General features: G+C 69.0%; 18 protein-coding genes and 1 pseudogene. 15 read left to right on the top strand and 4 right to left on the bottom strand.

Annotated elements, in window-relative coordinates:
- Positions 1–86 precede the first annotated feature (86 nt).
- Together ACH4E8_RS17615 and ACH4E8_RS17620 are read right to left on the bottom strand one after the other, a co-directional pair.
- A complete protein-coding gene (locus ACH4E8_RS17615; protein WP_079185188.1) occupies positions 87–266 on the bottom strand; it encodes an FxLD family lanthipeptide in 180 nt (59 codons plus the stop codon).
- A gap of 60 nt (positions 267–326) precedes the next feature.
- A pseudogene (locus tag ACH4E8_RS17620) lies at positions 327–767 on the bottom strand (ATP-binding protein); the annotation flags it as partial.
- A 231-nt stretch (positions 768–998) separates the two neighbouring features.
- On the opposite strand from ACH4E8_RS17620, the gene ACH4E8_RS17625 reads away from it, so the two are divergent.
- From ACH4E8_RS17625 to ACH4E8_RS17645, 5 genes are all read left to right on the top strand, one after another.
- Positions 999–2282 (top strand): XRE family transcriptional regulator, encoded by a 1284-nt coding sequence (locus tag ACH4E8_RS17625; RefSeq protein ID WP_398449036.1) that lies wholly within the window; start codon positions 999–1001, stop codon positions 2280–2282.
- Positions 2279–2818, top strand: coding sequence for a GNAT family N-acetyltransferase (locus ACH4E8_RS17630; RefSeq protein ID WP_398449038.1), 540 nt, complete (start codon positions 2279–2281; stop codon positions 2816–2818). The genes ACH4E8_RS17625 and ACH4E8_RS17630 overlap by 4 nt, the downstream gene beginning before the upstream one ends.
- Before the next feature lie 246 nt (positions 2819–3064).
- Positions 3065–4585, top strand: a complete 1521-nt coding sequence (locus ACH4E8_RS17635; protein ID WP_398449040.1) for an N-6 DNA methylase — start codon at positions 3065–3067, stop codon at positions 4583–4585.
- Positions 4582–5796 carry a hypothetical protein gene (locus ACH4E8_RS17640; protein ID WP_398449042.1) on the top strand — a complete coding sequence of 405 codons (1215 nt, stop codon included), beginning with the start codon at positions 4582–4584 and terminating at the stop codon, positions 5794–5796. The genes ACH4E8_RS17635 and ACH4E8_RS17640 overlap by 4 nt, the downstream gene beginning before the upstream one ends.
- Before the next feature lie 53 nt (positions 5797–5849).
- Positions 5850–9311 (top strand): DEAD/DEAH box helicase family protein, encoded by a 3462-nt coding sequence (locus ACH4E8_RS17645; RefSeq protein ID WP_398449044.1) that lies wholly within the window; start codon positions 5850–5852, stop codon positions 9309–9311.
- A 396-nt stretch (positions 9312–9707) separates the two neighbouring features.
- On the opposite strand, the gene ACH4E8_RS17650 is transcribed toward ACH4E8_RS17645, so the two are convergent.
- Positions 9708–10616, bottom strand: coding sequence for a LysR family transcriptional regulator (locus tag ACH4E8_RS17650; protein ID WP_398449046.1), 909 nt, complete (start codon positions 10614–10616; stop codon positions 9708–9710).
- Positions 10617–10713: 97 nt separating this feature from the next.
- Between ACH4E8_RS17650 and ACH4E8_RS17655 the strand changes: the two genes are divergently transcribed.
- From ACH4E8_RS17655 to ACH4E8_RS17670, 4 genes are all read left to right on the top strand, one after another.
- Entirely contained in the window at positions 10714–11208 is a 495-nt protein-coding gene (locus ACH4E8_RS17655) for a PACE efflux transporter (RefSeq protein ID WP_398449048.1), read from the top strand.
- A 68-nt stretch (positions 11209–11276) separates the two neighbouring features.
- Entirely contained in the window at positions 11277–11687 is a 411-nt protein-coding gene (locus ACH4E8_RS17660; RefSeq protein ID WP_398449050.1) for a GNAT family N-acetyltransferase, read from the top strand.
- Between the two features lie 285 nt (positions 11688–11972).
- Positions 11973–15758 (top strand): DUF6923 family protein, encoded by a 3786-nt coding sequence (locus ACH4E8_RS17665; RefSeq protein ID WP_398449052.1) that lies wholly within the window; start codon positions 11973–11975, stop codon positions 15756–15758.
- Between the two features lie 201 nt (positions 15759–15959).
- Complete coding sequence (locus tag ACH4E8_RS17670) at positions 15960–16538, top strand: class F sortase (RefSeq protein WP_398449054.1); 579 nt, start codon at positions 15960–15962, stop codon at positions 16536–16538.
- 134 nt (positions 16539–16672) lie between these two features.
- Here the strand turns inward: ACH4E8_RS17670 and ACH4E8_RS17675 are convergent, their stop codons facing one another.
- Positions 16673–17368, bottom strand: coding sequence for a L,D-transpeptidase (locus ACH4E8_RS17675; protein WP_398449227.1), 696 nt, complete (start codon positions 17366–17368; stop codon positions 16673–16675).
- 696 nt (positions 17369–18064) lie between these two features.
- On the opposite strand from ACH4E8_RS17675, the gene ACH4E8_RS17680 reads away from it, so the two are divergent.
- Genes ACH4E8_RS17680 through ACH4E8_RS17705 form a run of 6 tightly spaced genes read left to right on the top strand, consistent with a single transcriptional unit; the run spans position 18065 to position 24952 of the window.
- Positions 18065–20734, top strand: coding sequence for an FtsX-like permease family protein (locus tag ACH4E8_RS17680; protein WP_398449056.1), 2670 nt, complete (start codon positions 18065–18067; stop codon positions 20732–20734).
- A 5-nt stretch (positions 20735–20739) separates the two neighbouring features.
- Positions 20740–21270: a MauE/DoxX family redox-associated membrane protein gene (locus ACH4E8_RS17685; RefSeq protein WP_398449058.1), complete on the top strand. Its 531-nt coding sequence runs from the start codon at positions 20740–20742 to the stop codon at positions 21268–21270.
- Between the two features lie 55 nt (positions 21271–21325).
- Positions 21326–21877: a TlpA family protein disulfide reductase gene (locus tag ACH4E8_RS17690; protein WP_398449060.1), complete on the top strand. Its 552-nt coding sequence runs from the start codon at positions 21326–21328 to the stop codon at positions 21875–21877.
- Complete coding sequence (locus tag ACH4E8_RS17695) at positions 21874–23763, top strand: ABC transporter ATP-binding protein (protein ID WP_398449062.1); 1890 nt, start codon at positions 21874–21876, stop codon at positions 23761–23763. Before ACH4E8_RS17690 ends, ACH4E8_RS17695 begins: the two co-directional genes overlap by 4 nt.
- On the top strand, positions 23760–24515 hold the full coding sequence (locus ACH4E8_RS17700) for an ABC transporter ATP-binding protein (RefSeq protein ID WP_398449064.1): 756 nt from the start codon (positions 23760–23762) through the stop codon (positions 24513–24515). The genes ACH4E8_RS17695 and ACH4E8_RS17700 overlap by 4 nt, the downstream gene beginning before the upstream one ends.
- Entirely contained in the window at positions 24512–24952 is a 441-nt protein-coding gene (locus tag ACH4E8_RS17705) for a S26 family signal peptidase (protein WP_398449066.1), read from the top strand. The genes ACH4E8_RS17700 and ACH4E8_RS17705 overlap by 4 nt, the downstream gene beginning before the upstream one ends.
- The last annotated feature ends 34 nt before the right edge of the window (positions 24953–24986 follow it).

The raw sequence follows: 24986 nt of genomic DNA on the forward strand, positions 1-24986 counted from the left end.
TGGCCATCGATTCCTCCACGGGTTGCGGAACGGGTGGCTGGTGCCGCCGCACGGAGGCGGCGGCACCAGAAGGGACCACAGGCAGGTCAGGCGACGTTGGTGGTGCAGGCACCGCAGGTGGTGCCGCAGTTGTCGTCGGTCAGGTTGACCAGCCCCGCCGGGTCGGCGATCTCGACGAGGGAGACGTCGAGGTCGAAGCCGTCCGACGCTTCGGCCGCCTGGGGGCGGACCTGGGTGAGACTGGGGATGACGGTGTTGCGCGTCATGGTGACTACCTCCTTGTTTGGTGGGTTCATTGATGGATGCGGCCGACGGGTCGTCGATCCGTCGGCCGTGAGCTGAAGCTCGGCCCAGACCTCCTTGCCCCATGGGCACCTGTCCGAGCCGTACAGGTCATAGCCCCAGCGGTCCGACACCGCGTCGATGAGGAGCAGGCCGCGGCCCGACTCGTCACCGTGATCCGCGTGACCGGCGGCGGGCAGACGCTCCGGTTCCCAGTCCACGACGCCGACCCGGACTCGCGACGCGCTCGGGCGTCCCACGGTCAGGCGGATGTCCTGGCACGAGGTGTGCTTCGACGCGTTCGCGATCAGTTCCGTGACGATCAGCACGGCACCGTCGGTGAGCTCATCGAGGCACCACGCGCCCAGGACGCGCTGAACGAGCTTGCGGCCGGTCTCAGCGGTGGAGGGCTGGCACGGGATGGTCTGGCTGTAGATGGGGCGCCCGACACGGGCGGCATGAACAGGTGTGTTGAGACTCGTCATGGGGATGGAGCCTTCGGTTTGTCTCGGTGCCCGGTCCGCCCCTTGCGGGATGTGAGCGGTGCGGACCGGGCCGTCAACGCCGCCCGGGATGGTGGGCGGCCGACACTCAGACAACCCCGCCTTCGGCTCTGCCGGTTAGGGCCATCAGGCACCGGCTCGACGGGTCGACCTAGGGCGATTTGACCCAGCGTTTACCTGATGGCTGGGCGACGCGAGCGCTACCGTGCCGGGATGGATGCCACGCGCAACACCGTTCTTGAGGCGTGGATGGCCGAGCACGGCTACAGCTCCAACAGCCTCGCCGACGCTGTGAACAGGTCCTTAGAGCAGTTGACCGGAAGGCCCGGAGGTCTCGACGGATCATCGGTCCGGGGCTGGAAGGCCGGCCGTGTGAGGTGGCCGAAGTCGGCCACCCGCAAGGCGCTTGAGGACATCGCCGGTCTGCCCGCCACCGCTTTAGGGTTCGTTCCACGGGGCAGGACTCCGTCGGCCCTGGTTCCACCGCAGCAGGAGGACCCTGACATGAAGCGCCGTACGCTCGTCGGCGGGATCGCGACGGCCGTTGTCGCTGCGGCGTCACCCGGCACCGCTTCGCCACGCAGGATCGGCATGAGCGACGTCGACCGTCTCCAGAAGCGCTTCACCGAGATCATCGCCAGCGACCACCGGCACGGCGGACAACTCGGAATCGAACAGCGAGCCGCCGCCCTCGCCAACGAGGCACTGAACCTCCAGAACGCTGGCAGTGCGACGCAGCGCGTACGCAGCAGCCTGTACGCCTCCGCGGCGGCGTTCCGCTCCTCCGCGATGTGGGCCGCGATCGACGGTCGGCGCTACGACGACGCGAAGACACACATGCGGGAGGCCCAGACCCTCGCCGAGATGTCCGGGGACCAGGCGATCAAGTTCCGCATCTGGAGCCACACGGGAACCATGTACCGGCACCTCGGGCGACCCGCCGACGCCCTCGCCGCGAACGACGTGGCCCGCAACCTCTTCCTCACCCGGCGCGACCCCTTGTTCGCCTCCCTCGGCCTGGCCCGCCAGGGAGCCATCCAGGGCACGGCCCAGGACCGCAGCGGCATGCGCCGAACGTTCGACCAGGCCCAGGAAGCCATGCTGCGCTCCGACCCCACGGACTACCGCCCCGTGTGGATGCTCGCCTTCTACGACCAGGCCGAGCTGGACTCCCTGGCCCTCTCCGCGAACCTGGCCCTGGGCGACTACCCGACCGCCGAGTACCACGCCCACCGCTGCCTGTCCGCGCTCCGCCCCCACATGATCAGATCCCGCGCCATCGCAACGACCCGCCTCGCCCACGCTCAGCTCGCACAGGGGGCCGCGGACACCGCCACAGCCACCGCGATGAAGGTCCCCGCCCACGTCGCCACCCACCACGCCCGGGTAGCCCGCATGCTCCAGGAGTTCGGCGCCGCCCTCCGCGCCACCGCCCCCGGCAGCACCACCACGCAGACCTGGACCGAGCACGCCGCCACCTGGAGGACCACCGCATGACCACGGCCCCCGCCATCGAACTGCGCACCTTCACCACCCTCGACCCCGTCCGCGGCGACCTCCTCGACGTCTACGCCGACGTACGCGCCCCCCTCCTCCACCTGCCGAACTACGCGGTCACCACCTTCGGCGAACGCCTGGACCGCCACGGCACCGAACCGGGTTTCGTCGCTGTCCTCGCCTACGCGGACGACGAACCGGTCGGCTACGCCTACGGCAACACCATCGAACGCGGCGACCGCTACTGGCAGCGCACCACCCCCGAGCCGGCCGAGAAGTACACCGAGCGCCCGGCCCTGGCCCTGAAGGAGATCGGCGTCCGCCCGGCCTGGCGCAAGACCGGCACGGCCCGCCGCATCCACGACGCCCTCCTCGCGGCCAGCGATGAGCCGTACGTGACGCTGATGGTTAACCCGGCCGCTGGCGACGGAAAGGTCCACGTGCTCTACAGGTCGTGGGGCTACGAGGATATTGGACAGAGCCAGCCGTCAGTGGCATCGCCAGTGCTCAACGTGATGATCACCATCAGCCGCTGACTGGCCCCGCATGGCCATCACTGGAGATGGCTATGCGCTGGGCAAGCCTTCGTCGAAGCGGCCCGCCCTCGGTAAGCAGCAACCTGACCAGCCACCTCTCCTTCCACCGGGGAATCATGAGATAGGTCACATAATGAGGGTCGCCAGACACAAAGCAGCATCGACGGCGAGCGAGCGTCGAGGCTCTCTCGCCAATGCTCTTCCGATCGCTCCGCTCCTGTCAGTGGGCTGCGCTAGCCTGCTTGCGTGATTACAGGTGAGCTGAAGAGCAAGATCGACCGACTCTGGGACGCCTTCTGGTCTGGCGGGATCTCCAACCCACTGGAGGTCATCGAGCAGATCACCTACCTGATGTTCATCCGGCGCCTGGACATCCTGGAACAGGCCAAGGAGAACAGGGCCAACCGCACTGGACGTCAGGTCGAGAACCCGATCTACGCGGACGACACCCAGGTCCTGCGCTGGTCGGTGTTCATCAACGAGTCCCCTGAGAACATGCTCACGCGAGTACGCGACGGCGTCTTTCCCTGGTTGCGCACGCTGGGCGGCGCGGACTCGACCTACGCGCACCATATGAAGGACGCTCGCTTCACCATCACGACCTCGAACCTGCTCGCCAAGGCCGTCGACATGATCAACGGCATCGACATGGGCGACAAGGACACCAAGGGCGACCTGTACGAGTACATGCTCGGCAAGATCGCCACGGCGGGACAGAACGGCCAGTTCCGTACGCCTCGGCACATCATCCAGTTGATGGTCGAGATGATGGCCCCGCAGCCGGGTGACGAGATCTGCGACCCGGCATGTGGCACGGCTGGCTTCCTGGTCGCCTCCGCTGAGTACGTGGAGCACACCCATCGAGAGGCGCTGTTCGAGCCGGCTCAGCGGCAGCGCTTCAACGAGAGCATGTTCCACGGGTTCGACTTCGACAGCACAATGCTTCGCATCGGCAGCATGAACATGCTGTTGCACTCGGTTGAAAACCCCGACATCCGCTATCGTGATTCGCTCGCCCAGAGTGCGGCGGGCGAGGTCGACCGGTACTCCCTTATCCTCGCCAACCCGCCCTTCGCGGGCAGCCTAGACTTCGACGCGACAGCGTCAGACCTGCAGAAGGTTGTCAAAACCAAGAAGACCGAGCTGCTATTTCTTGCCCTGTTTCTGCGTCTACTTAAGCCAGGCGGCAGGGCTGCGGTCATCGTGCCGGACGGGGTGCTCTTCGGCTCCAGTAAGGCGCACAAGGAGTTGCGTAAGCTGCTCGTCGAGGGACACAAGCTGGATGCCGTCGTGAAGTTGCCGAGCGGTGTCTTTAAGCCGTACGCGGGAGTCTCTACGGCTATCCTGTTTTTCACGAAGACCAACAGTGGCGGCACAGATAACGTCTGGTTCTACGAGGTTACGGCGGATGGCTGGAGTCTCGACGACAAGCGTACGCCGCTGTTGTCGGGGGACAAACTCGGACCGCTTATCGGGAACGGCGTGCTGAGCGAAGACGAGCAAGCCAGAAATAATCTGCCCGACGTGTTGGAGCGCTGGCGACGCCGCAATGGCAGTGAGCAAGAACGGGCGCGGACTGAGCAGAGCTTCTGCGTTCCCAAGGACGACATTGCTGCGCAGGGTTACGACCTGAGTCTCAACCGGTACAAAGAGATCGTCCACGAGGAAGTCGAGCACCGGGCACCGGGCGAGATCATGGAGGAGCTGGCGCGGATCGAGGCTGATATCCAGCAGGGCATGAGCGAGCTCAAGGGGATGCTGGGATGAGCGGGCTCGTGAATCGGATGCTCGGCGACTTGGTTGTTGACGCCAAGCCTGGTTTCGCTTGTGGTGAGGAAGACCCTGACGGAATCTTCCAAATCCGCATGAACAACATCACCAGGTCAGGCAGGCTGGACCTTGCTAAGAAGCGGTATGTACCGGCTGATCATAAATCAGCCGGTAACACACTTCTCCGCTCTGGCGACGTCCTCTTCAACGCGACAAACAGCCCAGACCTCGTGGGGAAGACCCTCCTCTTTCCCGGCCTTGATGAGCCCACGGTTTTCAGTAATCACTTCCTGCGTCTGCGGACAGATATCGAGCAGCTTGCACCTGCTTATCTTGCCCATTGGCTCCGAGAGCAATTTCAGCGTGGTGTATTCAAGTCAATGTGCAGGCAGTGGGTGAATCAGGCTACGGTTGGCCGTGAATCGCTGCTAGGGATTTCCCTCCCTGTACCGCCGCTTGCCGTACAGTATGAAATTGTCTCTGCGCTGGACCATGTCGAGGCGTTGCGCGCTAAGCGCCGCGAGGCTCTTTCCCTCCTTGATGATCTCGCTCAGTTCATCTTCCTTGAAATGTTCGGCGACCCTGCACGGAATCCCAATGGATGGCCGATGGGAAAGATCGCCGATCTGATCAGCTCGGCGAGTTACGGAACAAGCGAGAAGGCCAGTGAGACGGGAGACATCCCTGTTCTGCGAATGGGTAACATCACGGCGTCGGGGCAGATTGATCTAGGGGACCTCAAGTTCATGGATCGCGCTAGCGTGCCAGACAAGCATTTGGTTCGCCGTGGCGACATCTTGTTCAATCGCACGAATAGTGCAGAGCTGGTCGGCAAGTCTGCAATTTACCGCGGAAGTGGCGAACTCGCATACGCTGGCTACCTTGTTCGCGTGCGAATGAATGACGCTAACGACCCGGAATATCTGGCTGCCTTTCTTAATGCTCGGTACGCGAAGCGTGTCCTGCGGGGGATGTGTAAGAGTATTGTAGGGATGGCGAATATTAACGCCCGAGAACTTCAAGGTATTAGCATCGCCAAACCGCCGCTGAATTTGCAGATTGAATTCGCGAAGCGCATTGGTTCTATTGAGTCACTAAGGGGCGTTCACTGGCGTCACCTTGCCGAGCTCGATGCCCTGTTCGTTTCAATTCAAAGTCGCGCGTTTCATGGTGGACTGTGGCAGGGATCTGCAATGTCGGTTGCCTAAATTTCGCCGCACTGTCTTTCGCTATTACAACGCATCAGTGAAAGGTCACTATCGTGAGCAACTTCGGGTTCCTCCAGGCCGAGTGGCCTGAGCTGCATCGCGAAGCGGTACACGCCGAGCGACTGGCGTACGCGGACCCGCGAGCGTCCGCGTTCTACACGCGCCGGGTGCTGGAGCTCGCGGTGACGTGGATGTTCGAGGCGGACGACACGCTCAAGCTGCCATACCAGGACGACCTTGCGGCGCTGATTGCCGAGCCGACGCTGGTGAAGGTGGCCGGCCCTGCAATCCGGACGAAGATGGACGTGATTCGACGGCAGGGCAATGCCGCTGTGCACCGTAAGACCCCCATCACTCCGAAGGATGCGGTGCGCACGGTTGCCGAGTTGTTCCACGTCCTGTATTGGATAGCCCGCACCTACACTCGCGACCAGTCTCAGCTTCCCGCGTCTACACTCGCGTTCGACACAGTGCTGATACCTAGACCTGTCCCGGCCGAGGTGCGGATCGCCAAGCAGGCTGAGCTGAGGGCCCAGGCGGAGAAGTACGCCGAGCAAGATGCCGCACTGGCTGCCGAGCGGAAGAAGAATCAGGATCTCGACGCCGAGATCGCCGAGCTGCGCGCTCAGGTCAAGGCAGCCAAGGTCGCGAACGAGGCTCAGCCTGACACCCACGACTACAACGAGGCCGAGACTCGCTCGCTCGTCATCGACTTCCTCCTCAAGGAGGCCGGCTGGGCGCTGGATCAGCCGAGGGACCGTGAGTATCCCGTCACGGGGCTGCCGACCTCGGCCTCGCCTTCCGGTAAGGGCAAGGTCGACTACGTCCTGTGGGACGACGGCGGTAAGCCTTTGGCCGTCGTCGAGGCCAAGCGGACCACCCGCGACCCTAAGCAGGGCAAGTACCAGGCGACGCTCTACGCCGACGCCCTGGAAGCGCAGTTCAAGCAGCGGCCGGTGATCTTTTACACCAACGGCTATCGCACGTACCTGTTCGACGATCTCAATTACCCGCCCCGCGAGGTCCAGGGCTTCTACACGAAGGACGAGCTGCGCCTCCTGATCCAGCGCAGGGCCAGCCGCCGCAAGCTCGCCAAGCTGCCAATCAACGAGCAGATCGCCGGTCGGCACTACCAGTCCCGTGCGATACGGCGGATCGCCGACTCCTTCGAGAAGGACGCGTTGCGGCAGGCGCTGCTTGTCATGGCGACCGGTTCCGGCAAGACCCGCACCGTGATTGCGCTCAGCGACCTGATGATGCGAGCGAACTGGGCCAAGCGCATCCTCTTCCTCGCTGACCGCAAGGCTCTGGTCAAGCAAGCCACCACCGAGTTCAAGAAGCACCTTCCTGGTGCCAACCCGGTTAACCTGCTGGAGGAGAAGGACCCCCACTCTCGAGTGTTTGTCTCCACCTATCCGACCATGATGAACCTGATCGATCAGACCGACGCAGAGGGACGCCGCATCTTCGGCCCCGGCTTCTTCGACCTGATCGTCATCGACGAGGCGCACCGTTCGATCTACCAGAGATACGGCGCGATCTTCGATTACTTTGACTCGCTCCTTGTCGGCCTGACGGCGACGCCCAAGGACGAGGTCGACCGGAACACCTATCGCCGCTTTGAGCTTGAGGACGGTGTGCCCACCGACGTCTACAGCCTCGACGAGGCGGTCTCTGAGGGCTACTTGGTGGCACCGCGCGCCGTCGATGTTCCGCTGAAGTTCCAGCGCGGTGGCATCAAGTACGACGACCTGTCTGACGAGGACAAGGAGAAGTGGGACGAGACGGAGTGGAACGAGGACGGTGACGTCCCTGACGAGATCACCACGGAAGAGCTGAACAAGTACCTCTTCAATGCCGACACTGTCGACAAGGTCCTTCAGACCCTCATGACGCACGGCCTGAAGGTCGACGGCGGCGACAAGCTCGGCAAGACCATCATCTTCGCCGCCAACAACCACCACGCCGAGTTCATCGCCGAGCGGTTCGACAAGAACTACCCGCACCTCAAGGGTGCCTTCGCTCAGGTCATCACCTACCGCAAGGAGTATGCCCAGAGCCTGATCGACAAGTTCTCCGACGCGGCGGAGCTTCCCCAGATCGCCATCTCCGTGGACATGCTGGACACCGGCGTCGACGTCCCCGAAGTCGTCAACCTCGTCTTCTTCAAGCTGGTGCGCTCCAAGACCAAGTTCTGGCAGATGATCGGCCGTGGTACCCGCCTCGCGCCCGATCTTTTCGGCCCGAACCGCAGCAAGGACGGCTTTCTGGTCTTCGACCTGTGCCAGAACATCGAGTTCTTTAATCAGAACCTGATGCGCGCCGAAGGCAAGCTCGCCCCCTCGCTGAGCCAGCGGATCTTCGAGCGCCGAGCCGATCTGCTTCTCGCCCTTGATGACAGCTCCGCCCGCGACCGCCAAGCAGCCGCAGTGATCGCTACGCGGCCTGAGTCCGACGGCACCGTCAGCGACTCCGGTCTGCGCTGGGATCTCGCCACTCGACTGCATGACGAGGTCACGGCGATGAACCCGGAGAACTTCCTGGTTCGCCCGCACCGCGAACAGGTCGAGAACTTCGCCGACTTTGACGCCTGGCTGCAGTTCACGCCCGACGCGCACGGTGAGGTCATCGACCACCTGGCCGGACTCCCGACCGCCTTCCGCGACAAGGACGACGCCGGCGAGGAGGCCAAGCGCTTCGACCTGCTCGCGCTCCGTCTCCAGCTCGTCGTCGCGAACGGAGACCCGGACTTCACCCGACTACGAGACCAAGTCCAGGAGATTGCGTCCACCCTGCTCGACCAGCTGACCATTCCCGTGATCAAGGCCCAGCAGGTCCTGCTCGACGAGGTCGCAGGCGACGAGTGGTGGCAGGACGTGACGCTGCCCCTGCTGGAGACCATGCGACGCCGTCTGCGTGGCCTGGTCCGGCTGATCGAGAAGACCAAGCGCGGCATCGTGTACACCGATTTCGAGGACGAGCTGGGCGAGCTGACTGCTGCCACGCTCACCGGCATGGAGATCGGTACCGACCTCACCCGCTTCGAGCAGAAGATCCGTATCTACCTCAACACGCACCAGGACCAGCTCGCCGTCCAGAAGATCCGCCGCAACAAGCAGATCACGGCTCTGGACCTGTCGGAGCTGGAGAAGATCTTCGTCGAGGCCGGCCTTGGCACCTCGACGGACATCGACTACGTCAAGGAAGCCAAGGGCGGCCTCGGCCTGTTCCTCCGGTCACTGACTGGCTTGGAACGGGAGGCGGCAGCCCTGGCCTTCGATACCCTTCAGCAGGGCAAGGTGTTCACGGCCAACCAACTTCGGTTCGTCAACGAGCTGATCGACTACCTGGCGCGCAACGGCACGATAGACGTTGACGCGCTGTACGAGTCGCCGTTCACCGCGCTCGCCCCGACCGGACCCGAGGCAATCTTCCATCAGGCCGAGGTGGACGTCATGGTGTCCGTGATCCACTCGATCCGCTCGACCGCTCTCGCCGACGAGGGCGTGGCGTAGCCAGCTTAGGGTGGAGAAAGCAATGCGCGAAGAAGTCACTGAGGATTGCACCGGAACTGGGCAGCGGGGACGTATGGACGAGAGTGCCCCAGGCGACGAGTGGTATGTGATCTGCCCTGTCTGCGGGATGAAGTGGGCAGGAGGCAGCACCCTCATCGACCCGCATAAGGACTGGCGGAAGCGCTGAGGACTCACTCAGGTTGCGTGAGCGGTGCGTGAGCGGACGGGTAAGCGCGCAGCGGACTTGGGTGGCACGCCTGCGGGGCCGGGAAGTCTCTGACCAGGGAAAACCGGACCGAGCATGATCACGGAGCACCGCCCGTCACGATCATGCAAGCCCTCGTCATGCGTAGGTCTCGGGTTCGAATCCCGAAGGCGGCTCAGTTGAAAGCCAGGTCAGACATCGTCTGACCTGGCTTTTTTTGGGTTGTGGCGCAGGAGGTCGATGATTTCGTGGGCCGCTCGGCGTAGTGGCCTTCTGCGGAGCCAGATCAGGTGGACGGGGATGGTCAGGCCGTTGGTGAGGTTGTCGAATTCCAGGATTCGGAGTCGGCCGGCGGATACGGCCTGGTGGACGGCGCTGGTGGGGAGGTTGGCCCAGCCGGCGCCGCGTTCCACGAGGGCGAGGGCGGCTTCGGTGGAGTCGACGTGCCAGCGGGCGTCGGAGACGAGGAGGCGGCGTTCGCTGATGTCGTCACCGGGGCCGGCCACGACGATTTGGCGGCTGGCGTTGAGGTCTTCCAGGCGGCGGAGGTCGGCGGGGAGGCCGTGGCAGTCGGTGGTGGCTGATGCCACGGCGACGTAGATCTCGTCGGCGACGTTGGTCAGGGCCTCCTCGCGGTCGACGTGCGGGGATGAGGTCATCAGGGCCAGGTCGGTCTGCTCCTGGTGGAGCATCGCGCGGACCTGGTCCTGGGGTGCGCGGAGCAGGTTGATGCGCAGGAGGGGGTAGCGGGAGCCGACGTGGGTCACGGCGTCGAGGAGCTTGTGGTCCTGGACGCCGGTCGAGGTGGCGATGGTGAGGGTGCTTTCCAGGTCCTGGGACAGTTCGACGGCGTGGACTTGGAGCAGGCGCAGTCGGCTGGCGACGGTCCGGGCGTGCGGGACGAGGGCCCGGGCCTGCGGGGTGGGCAGGGCTTCGCGGTGGGAGCGGTCGAACAAGGGGTAGTTGAGTTCGGCCTCGATGTTGGCGATGGCCATGCTCACGGCGGACGGCACCTTTCCCAGGGCGCGGGCCGCGCCGGAGAAGGAGCCGTGGTCGACCACGGCCAGGAACAGTTCGATGTCGGCGCTGGAGAGGGGCATATGTCTATCAAATTCTCTGAAAGAACCTTACTTTTCCCATCAACTGCTTTGACTATAACGTCCCGTTCCGTTGGTCCACGGAAAGGGAACGGTCGTTATGCAGGGCGTCAAGCGCAGGCTGGTGTACGTAAGCGGGTACGAGGTCCTCGGGTTCCTGGTGGGCACCGCGGTGATGACGCTCCTGACCGGCAGCGCGCCCTCCACCACCGGACCGCTGGCCCTCATGATCAGCGTCGTGGCGACGGTGTGGAACCTGGCGTTCAACCATCTGTTCGAGGCGTGGGAGAGTCGTCAGCGCGACCGTACGCGCACGCTGCGCCGACGGGTCCTGCACGCCGCGGGCTTCCAGCTGACCCTGGTCTGCTTCCTGATCCCGCTCATCGCGTGGTGGCTGGAGATCACGCTGCTCCAAGCCTTCCTGCTGGACCTGGTGTTCATCGTCTACATCCCGTTCTACACCTTCGGCTACAACTGGGCGTTCGACCGGATCTTCGGGGTGCCGGCGTCGGCGGTGAACGACGTCGAGCAGTCGGAGCAGGCGGGGGAGCATGGCGAGGTCCTCGGCCCGCAGCCTTCGGTGGACGGTCGGTAGCCGGCGAGCCGGACGCCGGGGTGGTAATGGCGTTGCCGCCCCGGTGGGCCGGCGATCAGGCTGGTGCGATGAGTGGAGCTGTTTCGTACGCATGGCGTGACCCCATCACCGACGAGGAGATGGTCGACCTCGTCCGTTCCCACGGCGGGAACGCCGAGGCCGGGTGGTGGGACCGGATCAGCGGGCACAGCCTGGGCTGGGTGGGGGCCCGGGACGAGGAGGGGGTCCTCATGGGGTTCGTGAACGTGGCGTGGGACGGCGGTGACCACGCCTTCTTGATCGACACCAAGACCAGGGGGACCCACCAGCGGCGCGGCATCGGGACGGCGGTCGTGCGGTTGGCGGCGGAGCGGGCGCGGGGGGCGGGGTGCGAGTGGCTGCACGTGGACTTCGAGCCCGGGATGGGCGAGTTCTACTTCGGTGCTTGCGGGTTCCGCTCGACGGAGGCGGGGCTGATCCATCTGCCGTCGACGGAGTGAGCGGTGAGCTGCGTGCGTGGCGACGGGGTGGGCGGGGGCGGATCGGCTGATCGGGTGCGGCGGTAGGGGTCGCCTGATTGGGCCCGGGGGTGCTGGGCCGCTGGGGTGAAGAACGCGGCCTCGGGTGCCGTGTTCCCGGAAACGTGCCTGACCAGGCCGATCCAATACGCGGAGCATCCGCGTTTCACCCACCTGGTCCGGCGGCGGAAAGGTTTCGGCCGGCTCGTCCGGCTGCCCCGGTTTCGTCCGCCTGCGCACTCACGTAGCGAGGAGACCCCCGTCCGTATGCTCAAGAGACCCTGGCTGACGGCGTTGGGCACCGCAGTAGCCCTCGTCACTTCGGCCGTTCCCGCCACCGCCTCCTTCGCGGCGGCCCAGCCGCAGAGGTCAGCTCCGGTTCCGCAGGCCGCGGCCCCGGGCGCCAGCGCCCGGGCCCCGTTGTCGTGTGCGGGCGACATCCTGCTGTCCGCCGGGACCCCGACGACCCAGCTCTACGAGGGGGTGACGGGGCCGGGGGAGATCACGTTCATGCCCGTGGGCACCGCCTCCCAGGACTACAACGCCATCGGCGTCAATCCGGACGACAACTACATCTACGCGATCCAGCGGGGCGCCACCCCCAACCTGCTGCGGATCGACGACGCCGGCGCGGCGACCATCATCGGGACCACCGGACTGCCGGCGGGCGCGGGGAACTACGCGGCGGGCGCGTTCGACGACGCGGGGAACTTCTTCGTCACCAACGGTTACAACGACCAGCTCTACCGGGTCGACGTGACCGCGAAGACGGCGACCCTGATCACCCTGAGCGAGACCCTGGGCGGGGTCATCGACTTCGCGTACAGCAACGGCTACCTGTGGGGCGCCAACCGCCAGGGCGGGATCTCCCGCATCGACCCGACGACCGGGACGGTCACCACCTACGCGAGCATCCTGCCGGTCGCCGACTACGGCGGCACGTACACCTACGGCAACGGTGACCTGGGCTTCTTCAGCAACTCGGGCACCATCACCCGGCTCCAGATCGCCACCCCCGACGCCCCGACCTTCACCCAGCTCTCCACCCAGCAGGCGCCGGCCAGCTCCGTCTCCGTGGACGCCACCTCCTGCTTCCAGATGCCGGTGGACCTGGCCGTGACGAAGGAAGGGCCGGCGACGGTGTCCGCCGGCGGGGAGATCTCGTACACGATCAGGCTCACCAACAACGGGCCCAACCCGTCCTCCGGATGGACGGTGACGGACGACATCCCGGCCGGTCTGGAGAACGCGGCCACCACGACGGACGGGTGCAGCATCACCAACGGCATGCTGTCCTGCACGGGCGGTGCGCTGGCGGTGGACGACAGCGTCGAGATCACCCTCACCGGCACGGCCGCGGTGGGCGCCACCTCCATCGAGAACACGGCGAAGGTGTTCGGCAACGACCCGGACCCCGACCCGGACAACAACGAGGACACGACCACCACGACCGTGGCGCCGTCGGTGGACCTCGGGGTGACGAAGGAGGGGCCGGCGACCGCGACCGCGGGCGAGGACGTCTCGTACACCATCACCGTGACGAACAACGGCCCGTCGAACTCGACCGGGTGGACGGTGACGGACGAGATCCCGGCCACGCTGCGGAACGCCGCCTCGACCACCCCCGGGTGTTCCGTCACCGGGCAGACCCTCACCTGTGAGGGCGGTCCGCTGGCGGTGGGCGACAGCGCCACCATCACGCTGACGGGTACGGCGGCGGCGAACGCGACGCGGATCGTGAACCCGGCGACGGTGGAGGGCAACGAGCCCGATCCCAACCCGGACAACAACGAGGACACGGTGACCACGACGCTGGAGCGCCGGGTCGACCTCGCGGTCACCAAGACGGGGCCGGCGACCGTGGCCGCGGGCGGGGAGGTGTCGTACACGATCACCGTGACGAACAACGGGCCTTCGGACTCCACGGGCTGGGGGCTGAACGACCCGATCCCGGCCGGCCTGGAGAACGCGGCCACCACCACGCCCGACTGCTCGATCGGCGCTGACGGGCTGACCTGCATCGGCGGTCCGCTGGCGGTGGGCGACAGCGAGGAGATCACCCTCACCGGCACGGCCGCGCCGGGTGCCACGAGCATCGTGAACACGGCCGTCGTGGACGGCAACGACCCCGACCCGGACCCGGGCAACAACGAGGACACGACCACCACGACGGTGACCCCGTCGGTGGACCTGGCGGTCACCAAGACGGGGCCGGCGACCGTGGCCGCGGGCGGGGAAGTGTCGTACACGATCACCGTGACGAACAACGGCCCCTCGAACTCGACCGGGTGGACGGTCACCGACCTGATTCCCGCGGGGCTGGCGGACGCCGCGACGACCACGCCCGGGTGCGCGATCTCCGGCCGTACGCTGACCTGCGAGGGCGGCGCGCTCGCCGTGGGCGACAGCGCCACGATCACGCTGACCGGTACGGCCGCGGTGGGCGCCAGCAGGCTCCTGAACACGGTGGTCGTGGAGGGCAACGAGCCCGACCCGGACCCCGACAACAACGAGGACGACACCACCACGACGGTCAACCCGTCGGTCGACCTGGCCGTGACGAAGACCGGGCCGGCGACCGTGAGTGCGGGCGGGGACGTCTCGTACACGATCACGGTGACGAACAACGGTCCTTCGAACTCGACGGGTTGGACGCTGACGGACGAGATCCCGGCCGGGCTGGCGGACGCCGCGACGTCCACCGCCGGGTGCGCGATCGCGGACCGTACGCTGACCTGCGAAGGCGGTCCGCTGGCGGTCGGCGACAGCAGGGAGATCACCCTCACCGGCACGGCCGCGGCGAACGCGACCCGGATCGTGAACACGGCGGTCGTGGACGGCAACGAGCCCGACCCGAACCCCGACAACGACGAGGACACCACGACCACCACGGTGAACCCGTCGGTGGACCTCGCCGTGGCGAAGGTCGGACCGGCGGAGGTGGCCGCCGGCGGACGCGTCCTGTACCGGATCACGGTCACCAACAACGGCCCCTCGGACTCCACCGGGTGGACGCTGACCGACACCATCCCGCTCGCGTTGCAGGACCCGGCGACGCCGACCGACGGGTGCGCGATCTCGGGACGCACGCTGACCTGCACCGGCGGCGCACTCGCCGTCGGTGACAGCACCAGCGTCGTGCTGACCGCGACCGCGCCGTCCGAGACGGTGACCTTCGTGAACACGGCGGTCGTGGAGGGCAACGAGCCCGACCCGGACCCCGACAACAACGAGGACACCGTGACGACCGAGGTGCCCCCGGTGGTGAACGCCGAGGTGGACCTGACCCTGGCGAAGGAGGGGCCGGCCACCGTGAAGGAGGGCGAGGAGATCTCGTACACGATCACGGTGACGAACAACGGTCCCGGCGACTCGTCCGGTTGGACGCTGACCGACACCGTGCCGGCCGGGCTGGCGGACGCCGCCACGTCCACCGACGGCTGCTCGATCACCGGCCGCACCCTCACCTGCGAGGGCGGTCCGCTGGCCGACGGCGAGAGCGCCGACGTCGTGCTGACCGGGACCGCGGCCGAGGGCGTCACGCGGATCGTCAACACCGCGGTCGTGGAGGGCAACGAGCCCGACCCGGACCCGGACAACAACGACGACACCACGACCACCGAGGTGACGGGCGAGCCCGGGCTGACGATCGAGAAGAAGCAGAACGGGCCGGCGACGGTGCAGCCCGGTGACACGGTGGAGTACACCATCACCGTCACCAACACCGGCGACACCGCCTACACCGCGGCCGACCCCGCCACCTTCACCGACGACCTGACCGAACTCCTCGACGACGCCGCCTACAACGACGACGCCGAGGCCAGCAGGGGCACCGTCTCCTACGACGAGCCGACCCTCTCCTGGCGCGGGGCGCTCGAACCCGGGCAGTCCGCGACGATCACCTTCTCCGTCACCACCGACGTCCGGACCTTCGGCGACCTCAAGCTGCACAACACCGTCGTCTCCACCACCCCGGGCAACAACTGCGCCCGCGGCAGCGAAGACGAGCGCTGCACCACCGACGGCAAGGTCACGCCCAAGGACAAGAAGTAAGGAAGAGAGGACTTAAGGAGTAAGGACCTCCCCATGCAGTGCCCGGCGGCCACCCAGGCGCCGGGCACTGGCCGTTCGGGTGACCGGGCCCCGGCCCCGGGTGTCGGAGCACGCGGCCACGGCGCGCGGCTTCCTAGGCTCGGTGCGCCGGGGCCGGCCGTTCACCGAGGCGGCCCCACGACCTGGTTGAGGAGGCGCGCCGTGTCCGGTGCGAAGTTCCCGCGCGGTGCCGCAGGCGGGTGGCGGGCGGCGGTGGCCGTGGCCCTGATCGCCCTCGCGTCGTCCCTGACGGGCTGCGCCTCGCCCGTCGGCGGCGACCGCGGCGACGACCGTCCGCACGGCGGGCGGACCCCGACCGCCGTGACCATCGGCGGCGCGGGGCTGCGCGGTGCGGACGTCACGGAACTCCGCGTCGACAAGGGGGAGGAGGTGGCCGTCCCGGACGCCGGGGTCGCCTGGCTCACCGGCAGCGCCGTGCCCGGTGCGAAGGGTGCGGCGGTGTTCAGCGGACGGATGGGGGCGAAGGAGCGGCCCGGGTCGCTGCACGCCGTCGGGCGCGTCGCCATCGGCGACGAAGCGGTGGTCGAGCACGCGGACGGCAGCCGTACGACCTTCACCGTCGACCGGATCCAGATGATCAGCCGGGGGCTGCCGACCGTCGAGGGCGTCACGAAGGGCGCCGACCGCCGCGAGCTGCGCATCGTCGCCGTTGCACCGCCACCGGAGAAGGGGGAGGAGAGCGCGGACGTCGGGCTGCTGATCTCGGCCACGGCGCGCTGAGCGCCATCCGCGCTGACCGGCGCGCTGAGAGCCCGCGCCGACCTGCTTGCTGTCCGCCCGTGCTGGCCGGCCCGTCCGCCCGTGCTGACCGGCCCGCTGAGCGCCCGCGCTGATCCGCCCGTAGTGCACCGGTCTCAGTCGCCGGTCCGCGTCCCCCACACGTACACCTCGTCACCCAGCTTCAACTTGTTCCACAGCGCCTTGGCGTCGTCGTACCGCAGGTTCACGCAGCCGTGCGAGCCGGGGTCCTCGAAGATCGGGCGGTAGCTGGCGTGCAGGGCCTGCCCGCCGCTGAAGAACTGGGCGAACGGCATCGGCCCGTCGTACAGGTCGGACCAGAACTCCTTCACCCGGTCGAAGATCTCGAACCAGCCGGTGCGGGTGCCGTACCCGGGCTTTCCGGTACGCGCCGGCACCGGCTTGAAGACCACCCGGCCCGCGTCCTCCACCCACAGGACCTGCCGGTTCTTGTCGATGCACACCACCACCCCGTCGGTGTCCGGGCAGCCCTTGATCGCCGCGCCTTCGGCCAGCGCCTGCTGCCACATCACCGCGCGATGGGTGTACAGGCCGGCGTACCCGTCGGCCGGTTCGATCCCGTGCTCGCGCTGGAACGCGGCGATCGCCGCGCAGTCCGCGGCGGACTGCCGCCCGTCCACCGGCAGCCCCAAGTGCTTCTCGACCTGCTTCTGGTACGGCCCCGTCGACGTCGAGCACGCCTCCGCGCGCGGCGCGGTCGACGAGGCCCGTGCCGACCCCGGGACGGCCAACACGGTCAGCAGTCCCGCCAGCAGTCCCGCCGCCACGAACCTCGCCCTGTTCGATATCACCACGTCGTCCCACTCCTCTTCGAGCACGTTCGATCACGCCATCCCTGCCACTGCTCGGGAGGTGTCAAGCCGACGTGCCGCACGAGTCACCCATGCGCCTTGCACATCCACCCGTCCGGCAGAACCGCAGGTCTCGGCCGGTGGGCGGGGCCCGCGCCCGCGGGTTTTTGGCGCAAACCCCTTGGTGCGAACGGAACTTGAGTAGCTCCCCGCCCCTTACGTGACTCCGGTCACACCTCGATCACAATGCCGATCGCCCCGTTGTCGTGACTCGTAGTGAATGGTCTACTCCAATGCGCGTTCACGATGGACGCGCCGTCCCGGGTTCCCAGCGAGCGCGGGGACTCGGGCCGTCAGAACCGCCACGGTGCACGACCGACGAGAGAGGCGAACCCGTGAAGTTCCTGAACCGACTCGGTGACACCCTGCTGAGCAGACTGGCCCCCGAGACCGAGGCGTGGGCCGCTGAGGATCCCTGCGCCGGGCGTTGCGACCCCGGCCGGTGTGCGACCGCCTACACGCGGGAGGTCTGCGTGTCCAACCGGTTGCAGCGACGGTGTTGCTACGTGGGCGGCAGTGCCTGTCCCACGGTGTACTGCGGGCCCTGGAAGAACTGCGGGCTGCTGACCTGCTGATCCGCCCTTCCGCACGGTGACCGCTAGCTGAACCGAACAGAGGGGGGCCATGTTCCGTCTGATGCGGCATCACTTGATGCGTCACTGGGCCCGGTCCGTGGCCCTCCTCGCCGGGATGCTGGTGGCGGTGTCGTCGTTCGTCGTGCTGACGGCGACGACGGAGTCCAGCCGGCTGACCGTGACCGGGATCATCGCCAAGAACCGCGGGGCCTACGACATCCTCGTGCGGCCCGAGGGCGCGGTGCAGGAGTTGGAGAAGGACGAGGGGCTGGTCCGGCCCAACTCGCTCTCGGACGTGTACGGCGGGATCACCCTGGAGCAGGCCGCCGCCGTGCGGAAGGCGCCGGGGGTGCAGGTCGCGGCGCCGCTCGCCGTGCTCGGGCACCAGGCGGACCAGAGCGGGGTGGTGGTCGACCTCGCGGACCTCGTGCCGAAGGGCACCCGGGGGACGTTCGACCTGAACCGGGTCTGGCGGTACGACCGGGGGCTGTCGACCGTCAGGGAGAAGCCGATCACCGTCTTCATCACCCCCTACCCGCTGGAGGCCCGGCCGGGGCCCTTGGCGTCGCAGGACACCTCGGGGGGCAACTCCACCGTGCTCCACACCAGCCGCTACTTGGAGGTGCTGCCCTCGGGCGAGCGCCGCGAGGTGTGCAAGGGCCCGGCGCGGGAGGCGGCCGGCACCACCCGGCTCGTCGAGTCCGTGAAGTGTCTGACCTGGGCGGGGGCCACCTACATCGACCCGCCCGAGGGGCTCACGCAGCCGCCGTACGGGCCGTCGACGAAGGTGTACACCGACTTCCCCGTGTCGTACCTCGTCGCCGGTGTCGACCCGAAGGCGGAGGCCGAACTCTTCGGGCTCGACGACGCGGTCACGAAGGGGCAGTACCTGACCACGGAGAAGCCCGGCCGGCTGCGGCCCGCCCCGGCGTACGGCCCGGCGTCGGTGATGCAGACGCTCCGCTCCGAACGCACCGTCGGCGAGCTGAAGTTGGGGCTGACCCTCACCGCCCGCGGCGCCGACCGTCCGCTGCTGGACGAGGAGTACGACGCCGCGGCCCGCCACCAGATCCACCCCGTCGGCGAGGTGCACCAGAACGGCGCCGGCTACTTCGAGGTCACCGGGCCCGTCACCCACGAACGGGCCGCCGACGGCACCCTGCGGCCCCGCCCCGTCGAGCGGCCCGAGAAGGTCGGCACGGTCCTGCCGCTCGACGGCCGGGACCTCTGGTTCCGCAAGCTCCGGCCGCAGGACCAGGACGGCGCGACCGGGGAGACCATCCTCCCCAAGACCGTCGGCACCTTCGACCCCCGGCGGCTGCCCGAATTCGACTCCGCCGCCCGGCTGCCGCTCGGCACGTACGGGGAACCCGCGCTGTCCGGCGCCGACGAGCGCTCCCGGAAGCTGCTGAAGGGCGGGGCGCTGCGACCGGCGTCCTCGCCCACCGCGTACATCCAGCAACCCCCGCTCGTGCTCGTCTCGATGGAGTCGGTGCGCTGGCTCGCCGACTACGGATACCTGTCCCACAAGCAGACCCTCGCGCCGGTCTCCGCGATCCGGGTGAAGGTCGCCGGCGTGACCGGCGCCGACGAGGTCTCCCGGGAGCGGGTGCGGGTGACCGCCGAGGCGATCCGCGCGCGCACCGGGCTGCACGTGGACGTCGTCCTCGGCTCGTCGCCCGAGGCGCGCACCGTGGTGCTGCCCGCCGGGGAGAACGGGCGGCCCGAACTGCGGCTCACCGAATGGTGGAGCAAGAAGAACGTCGCCGCCCGGATCATCGAGGCGTCCGACGCCAAGTCCCTGCTCCTGCTGGCCCTGGTGCTGGTGGTGTGCACGCTGTTCGTCGCCAACGCGGCCGCGGCGTCGGTGCGTTCGCGCCGCGCCGAACTCGGACTGCTCGCCGCCGTCGGCTGGCGCCGCCGGCAGGTGTTCGCCGTCGTCCTCGGGGAACTGCTGCTGCTCGGTACGGTCGCCGGTGCGCTCGGGACGGCCGTGGCCTGGGGCGTCGGCCTCGCCCTCGACATCGACGTACCGGTGGTGCGGGCGCTGCTCGCCGTGCCGGTCGCCCTGGTCGTGGCGCTGGTCAGCGGGGCGGTGCCGGCGTGGCTCGCCGCGCGCGTCCAGCCCGTCACCGCGCTGCGGCCGGCCGTCACCACCGGGCGGCGGGCCCGGATGTTCGCCGGCGTCACCGGCATGGCGCTGGCCGGTGCCGTACGCGCCCGGGGCCGCAGCCTGCTGGGTGCCGCGGCCGTCGCCACCGCGGCCGCCGCGACGCTGCTCCTGCTCGCCGCCACCGCCACCTTCGAAGGCACCCTCGCCGGCTCGCTGCTGGGCGAGACGGTCTCGGTGCAGGTGCGCTCCACCGACGTCGCCGCGGTCGTGACGATGGTGCTGCTGTCCGCGGTGGCGGTGGGCGACGTGATGTACCTCGGGGTGCAGGACCGGGCGTCCGAGTTCGCCCTGCTGCGGGCGGTCGGCTGGGGCGAGGGCGTGACGACCCGACTGGTGCTGCTGGAGGGCGCGTTCATCGGACTGCTGGGCTCGACGGCCGGCGCGCTGCTCGGCGGGGCCGCCGCGCTGTGGCTGGCGCCGGCCGGCGGGGCGGGCGAACTGCTCGTGCCGGCCGCCGGGGTGGTCGCGGCGGGCACGGCGCTGTCCGCGGCGGCCGGCCTGGTTCCCGTACTGGTGCAGCGGCGCAGGTCAGCCGCGCGGCTGCTGGCGGAGGAGTGACGATCGTGACGTACGCGGTGCTGACGGCCCGACTCGCGCTCGCCGGGGTCCTCCTGGTGTCCGCGGTCGCCAAGGCGCGCTCCTTCCAGGAGAGCCGGGAGATGCTGGACGGCCTCCTGCGCCGCTTGGGTCCCCGCCCCCGCAAGCTGGCCCGGCCGGCGGCGCTCGCCCTGATCGCGGCGGAGGGAGCCACCGGGCTCGCGCTGCTCGGGCCGGTGCAGACGGTACGGCCCGGGCTCGTCGTCGCCGCCGTGCTCACCGCCGGGTTCACCGCCGTCGCCGCCTGGGCCACCGTCTCCCGCACCCAGGTCCCGTGCGGCTGCTTCGGCCGCCCCACCGCACGGCTGGGCCGACGGCACGTCGTGCGCAACGCGCCCCTGCTGGGCCTCGCGGTCCTGGGGCTGGCGGGCGTCGGCGCGGCTTCGGACGCGTCGCCGGAGCTGCCGGCCGTCGTCCTGTGCGTCGTCACCGCGGCGGTGATCACCCTGGTGACCGCCTTCTTCGACGACATCGTCGACCTGGTGGCCGGCCCCTGACCCACCCGTCCCGCTCTCACTGACGTCCGATCTCACCTCACGAAAGGGAAGCGGCATGGTCTATCTGTCCCTGGGACTGCTCCTGCTGGGAGCCGTCACCGCGCTGAACCTGGTGCTGGTCCTCGCCGTCATCCGGCGGCTGCGCCGCCACGAGGAGGAGCGCAAGATCCGGTCCGGGACGTACGAGAACCCGAAGTCGGGCCCGCCGACGGGCGAACCGCTGCCCTCGTTCACCGCGGTCGCCACCGACGGGACGCCGGTGACGTCGGACGGCCTGGTGGGCCGGGAAGCGGCGCTGACGTTCCTGTCCACCGAGTGTTCCGTCTGCGTCACCGCGGCCGGCGACCTGCCCGAGTTCGCCCGGCGCACCGGGATGGACGCCGCCCAGATCGTCGTGGTGATCGCCGGCAGCGACGACGCGGCGGCCGCCGAGATGACCGCGCCGCTGGCCGGGGTCGCGACCGTGGTGCGGGAGGAGTCCGCGGGACCCCTGTCCACGCGGTACGCGGTCCGGGCCACGCCCACCACCGTCATGGTCGACCCGGACGGCACCGTCACCTACGCCGAGGCCGGCACCAACCCGGTGCTGGACCGCCTGCCGGCGTGAGCGGAGGCCGGAGCGAGACCGGGGCGGACCGGCTCGGCGGCGCGCGCGGCTTCGCCACCGGCGCCGCCGCCGCGCTGGAGCTGACCTGGCGCGCCGGCCCGGTCACCTTCGGCTGCCAGGTCCTGCTGACCGTGGCGCAGGGGCTGCTGCCCGCCGCGGCGACGCTCCTGACGAAGTGGCTCTTCGACGCGCTCCAGTACGGCCGCGACGCCCCCGGGCCCGACCCGATGGCGCTCGCGGCCGGCATCGGCGCGGTCGCCGCGCTCGCCGTCGTCCTGCCGTTCGTGGCGACGTACACCGAAGTCCGGCTGCAACGCGGCATCGCGCACCTGGCCCAGCGCCGCCTGTACGGCAAGGTCAACGGGTTCGTCGGGCTGGCGCGCTTCGAGGACCCCGCGTTCCTGGACCGGCTGCGGCTGGCCCAGGACTCGACGATCAGCGCGCCCGGCCAGATCACCAGCGCGATGTTCGGCCTCGTCCAGCAGGCCATCGCGGTCACGGGGATGATCGCGGTGCTCTCCGCGGTCTCCCCGTGGCTGACGGCCGTGACGATCGCCGCGGCGGTGCCCGCGCTGCTGGTCCAGGTCTCCCTGACCCGCAGACAGGCCGCGCTGACGTGGGAGATCAGCCCGCGCAACCGGCGCCAGCTCTTCTACCAGGAGCTGATGTTGAACGTCTCCGCGGTCAAGGAAGTGCGGCTGTTCGGCGCCGGCGGGTTCCTGCTCGGCCGGATGGACACCGAGACGCGGGACATCAACGCGGCGGAGGAGCAGCACGACCGACGGGTGCTCGCGCTCCAGTCGCCGCCCGCGGTGCTCGGCGCGCTCATCGCGGCCGGCGGGCTGGCGTGGACGGTCCACGGCGCGCTGGCGGGCCGGTTCGGCGTCGGGGACGTGTCGGCGTACCTCGCCGCGTCCGCCGGGGTGCAGGGGGCGCTGTCCGTCACCATCAGCCACGTCAGCGGCGGCTACCACAGCCTGTTGACGTTCCGGCACTACGTGGAGGTGAACCGGCTCCCCGCCGATCTGCCGGTGCGCCCCGACCCGCTGCCCGTGGCGCCGCTCGCGGACCGCATCGAGTTCGACGACATCTGGTTCCGCTACCGCGACGACGGGCCCTGGGTGCTGCGCGGGGTGAGCCTGACGATCGCGCGCGGCGAGTCCATCGCCCTCGTCGGGCTCAACGGCGCCGGCAAGTCCACCCTGGTCAAGCTGGCCTGCCGGCTGTACGACCCGACGCGGGGCACGGTGCGCTGGGACGGCACCGACGTGCGCGACCTGGACCCGGCGCAGCTGCGGGACCGGATCAGCGCGGTGTTCCAGGACCGGGTGGCGTACGACCTGTCGGCGACGGACAACATCGGCATCGGGGACCTGCGCCACCTCGGGGACCCCGAGCGGATCGCCGACGCGGCCCGGCGCGCCGACGCCCACGGCTTCCTCAGCGAACTGCCGCGCGGCTACGCCACGTTGCTCTCCCGCACCTTTCCCGAGCCGGACGACGCGGAGACGGGGAAGCCGTCGGCGGGGGTGGCCCTGTCCGGCGGGCAGTGGCAGCGGCTCGCCCTGGCCCGCGCGCTGCTGCGGGAGGGCCGGGACCTGCTCGTCCTGGACGAGCCGACCGCGGGCCTGGACGCCGCGGCGGAGCAGCAGTTGCACGAGCGGCTGCGGGCGCACCGCGCGGGCACGACGAGCCTGCTGATCTCCCACCGGCTGGGCACCGTGCGCCGGGCCGACCGCATCGTGGTGCTGGCGGACGGAAGGATCGGGGAGTCGGGCAGCCATGCCGAACTCGTGGCCGTCGGCGGGGAGTACGCGCGGCTCTTCGCGCTCCAGGCATCGGGATACATCGAGGACGAGGACGAGGACGAGGAGGTGGCGGTGTGAGCGACTCGGGGAGCGGGAGCGGGGACCGTACGGACGAGGCGGGGCGGTCGGAGCCGGGACCGTTGGAGCCGGGGCCGTCGGAGTCGGGGGCGTTGGTGGAGGTGCGCGGGCTGGTGAAGACGTACGCCGCCGACTCCGGTGCGCCGGTGCACGCCTGCGCCGACGTGGACCTGCGGATCGAAGAGGGCGAGACGGTAGCCCTGACCGGCCCGTCGGGCTCCGGCAAGTCCACCCTGCTGTACCTGTTGGGGGCGCTGGAGCAGCCCGACGCCGGCACGATCGACGTGGCCGGGCAGCGCGTCACCGCGCTGAAGCGGGCGGAACTCGCCGCGTACCGGCGACGGGTGGGCTTCGTCTTCCAACGCTTCCACCTGCTGCCGGCGCTCACCGCGCTGGACAACGTCATCGCGCCCGTGCTGCCGTACCGGGTCGACTTCGACCGCCGCGCCAAGGCGCGCGAACTGCTGGCGTCGGTGGGGCTGGCCGGCCGGGAGGAGTCCCTGCCCGCGAAGCTGTCCGGCGGGCAGCAGCAGCGGGTGGCCGTCGCCCGCGCCCTGATCGGCGACCCCCGGCTGATCCTCGCGGACGAGCCGACCGGCAACCTGGACTCCGCGTCCGGCACGGAGGTCCTCGAACTGCTCCTCGGGCTGCGTGACCGGCTCGGCACGACGGTGGTGCTGGCCACCCACGACAAGGACGTGGTGGCCCGCTGCGACCGGGTGGTGGAGCTCCGGGACGGGCGGGTCGCATGAGGCGCCCCGCGATCTCGGGCCTGGTGTTGTGCGCGGGCGCGGCGGTGGCCGCGGTGGCCGTGTGGCGGGTGCGCCGGCGCTACGTCGCCGTGACCGTACGCGGCCCCAGCATGGAGCCCGCGCTGACCGACGGCGACCGGGTGCTGATCCGGCGCGGTGCGCGCGGCCTGCGCCGGGGCGACATCGTGGTGGTCGCCCAGCCCGACCTGGAGACCTCGTGGCGCGACCGGCCCCCGGTCACCGGGGACCTGGCCGCCACCGAGTGGTTCATCAAACGGGCCGTGGCGCTCGCGGGCGACCCCTTCGCCGGCGCACCGGTCCCACCGGCCCACCTCGCGGCCGTCGGCGACGGCCCGCGCAGCGACGACTCCCGCAACCACGGCCCCTGCCCGGTGGACCAGGTCCTGGGCGTCGTGGTCCGCCGGCTGGGTCCGTAGCCTGCGCGCCGTTCTTGCGCGGGCCGCGGGCGCC

Source organism: Streptomyces sp. NPDC017979, assembly GCF_044328175.1.
Taxonomy (GTDB): Bacteria; Actinomycetota; Actinomycetes; order Streptomycetales; family Streptomycetaceae; genus Streptomyces.

Bases quoted from the DNA above. Each gene is read 5' to 3' on its own strand.
- ACH4E8_RS17615 (WP_079185188.1), bottom strand. From the start codon at position 266: ATGACGCGCAACACCGTCATCCCCAGTCTCACCCAGGTCCGCCCCCAG.
- ACH4E8_RS17625 (WP_398449036.1), top strand. From the start codon at position 999: ATGGATGCCACGCGCAACACCGTTCTTGAGGCGTGGATGGCCGAGCAC.
- ACH4E8_RS17630 (WP_398449038.1), top strand. From the start codon at position 2,279: ATGACCACGGCCCCCGCCATCGAACTGCGCACCTTCACCACCCTCGAC.
- ACH4E8_RS17640 (WP_398449042.1), top strand. From the start codon at position 4,582: ATGAGCGGGCTCGTGAATCGGATGCTCGGCGACTTGGTTGTTGACGCC.
- ACH4E8_RS17650 (WP_398449046.1), bottom strand. From the start codon at position 10,616: ATGCCCCTCTCCAGCGCCGACATCGAACTGTTCCTGGCCGTGGTCGAC.
- ACH4E8_RS17655 (WP_398449048.1), top strand. From the start codon at position 10,714: ATGCAGGGCGTCAAGCGCAGGCTGGTGTACGTAAGCGGGTACGAGGTC.
- ACH4E8_RS17660 (WP_398449050.1), top strand. From the start codon at position 11,277: ATGAGTGGAGCTGTTTCGTACGCATGGCGTGACCCCATCACCGACGAG.
- ACH4E8_RS17665 (WP_398449052.1), top strand. From the start codon at position 11,973: ATGCTCAAGAGACCCTGGCTGACGGCGTTGGGCACCGCAGTAGCCCTC.
- ACH4E8_RS17680 (WP_398449056.1), top strand. From the start codon at position 18,065: ATGCGGCATCACTTGATGCGTCACTGGGCCCGGTCCGTGGCCCTCCTC.
- ACH4E8_RS17690 (WP_398449060.1), top strand. From the start codon at position 21,326: ATGGTCTATCTGTCCCTGGGACTGCTCCTGCTGGGAGCCGTCACCGCG.
- ACH4E8_RS17705 (WP_398449066.1), top strand. From the start codon at position 24,512: ATGAGGCGCCCCGCGATCTCGGGCCTGGTGTTGTGCGCGGGCGCGGCG.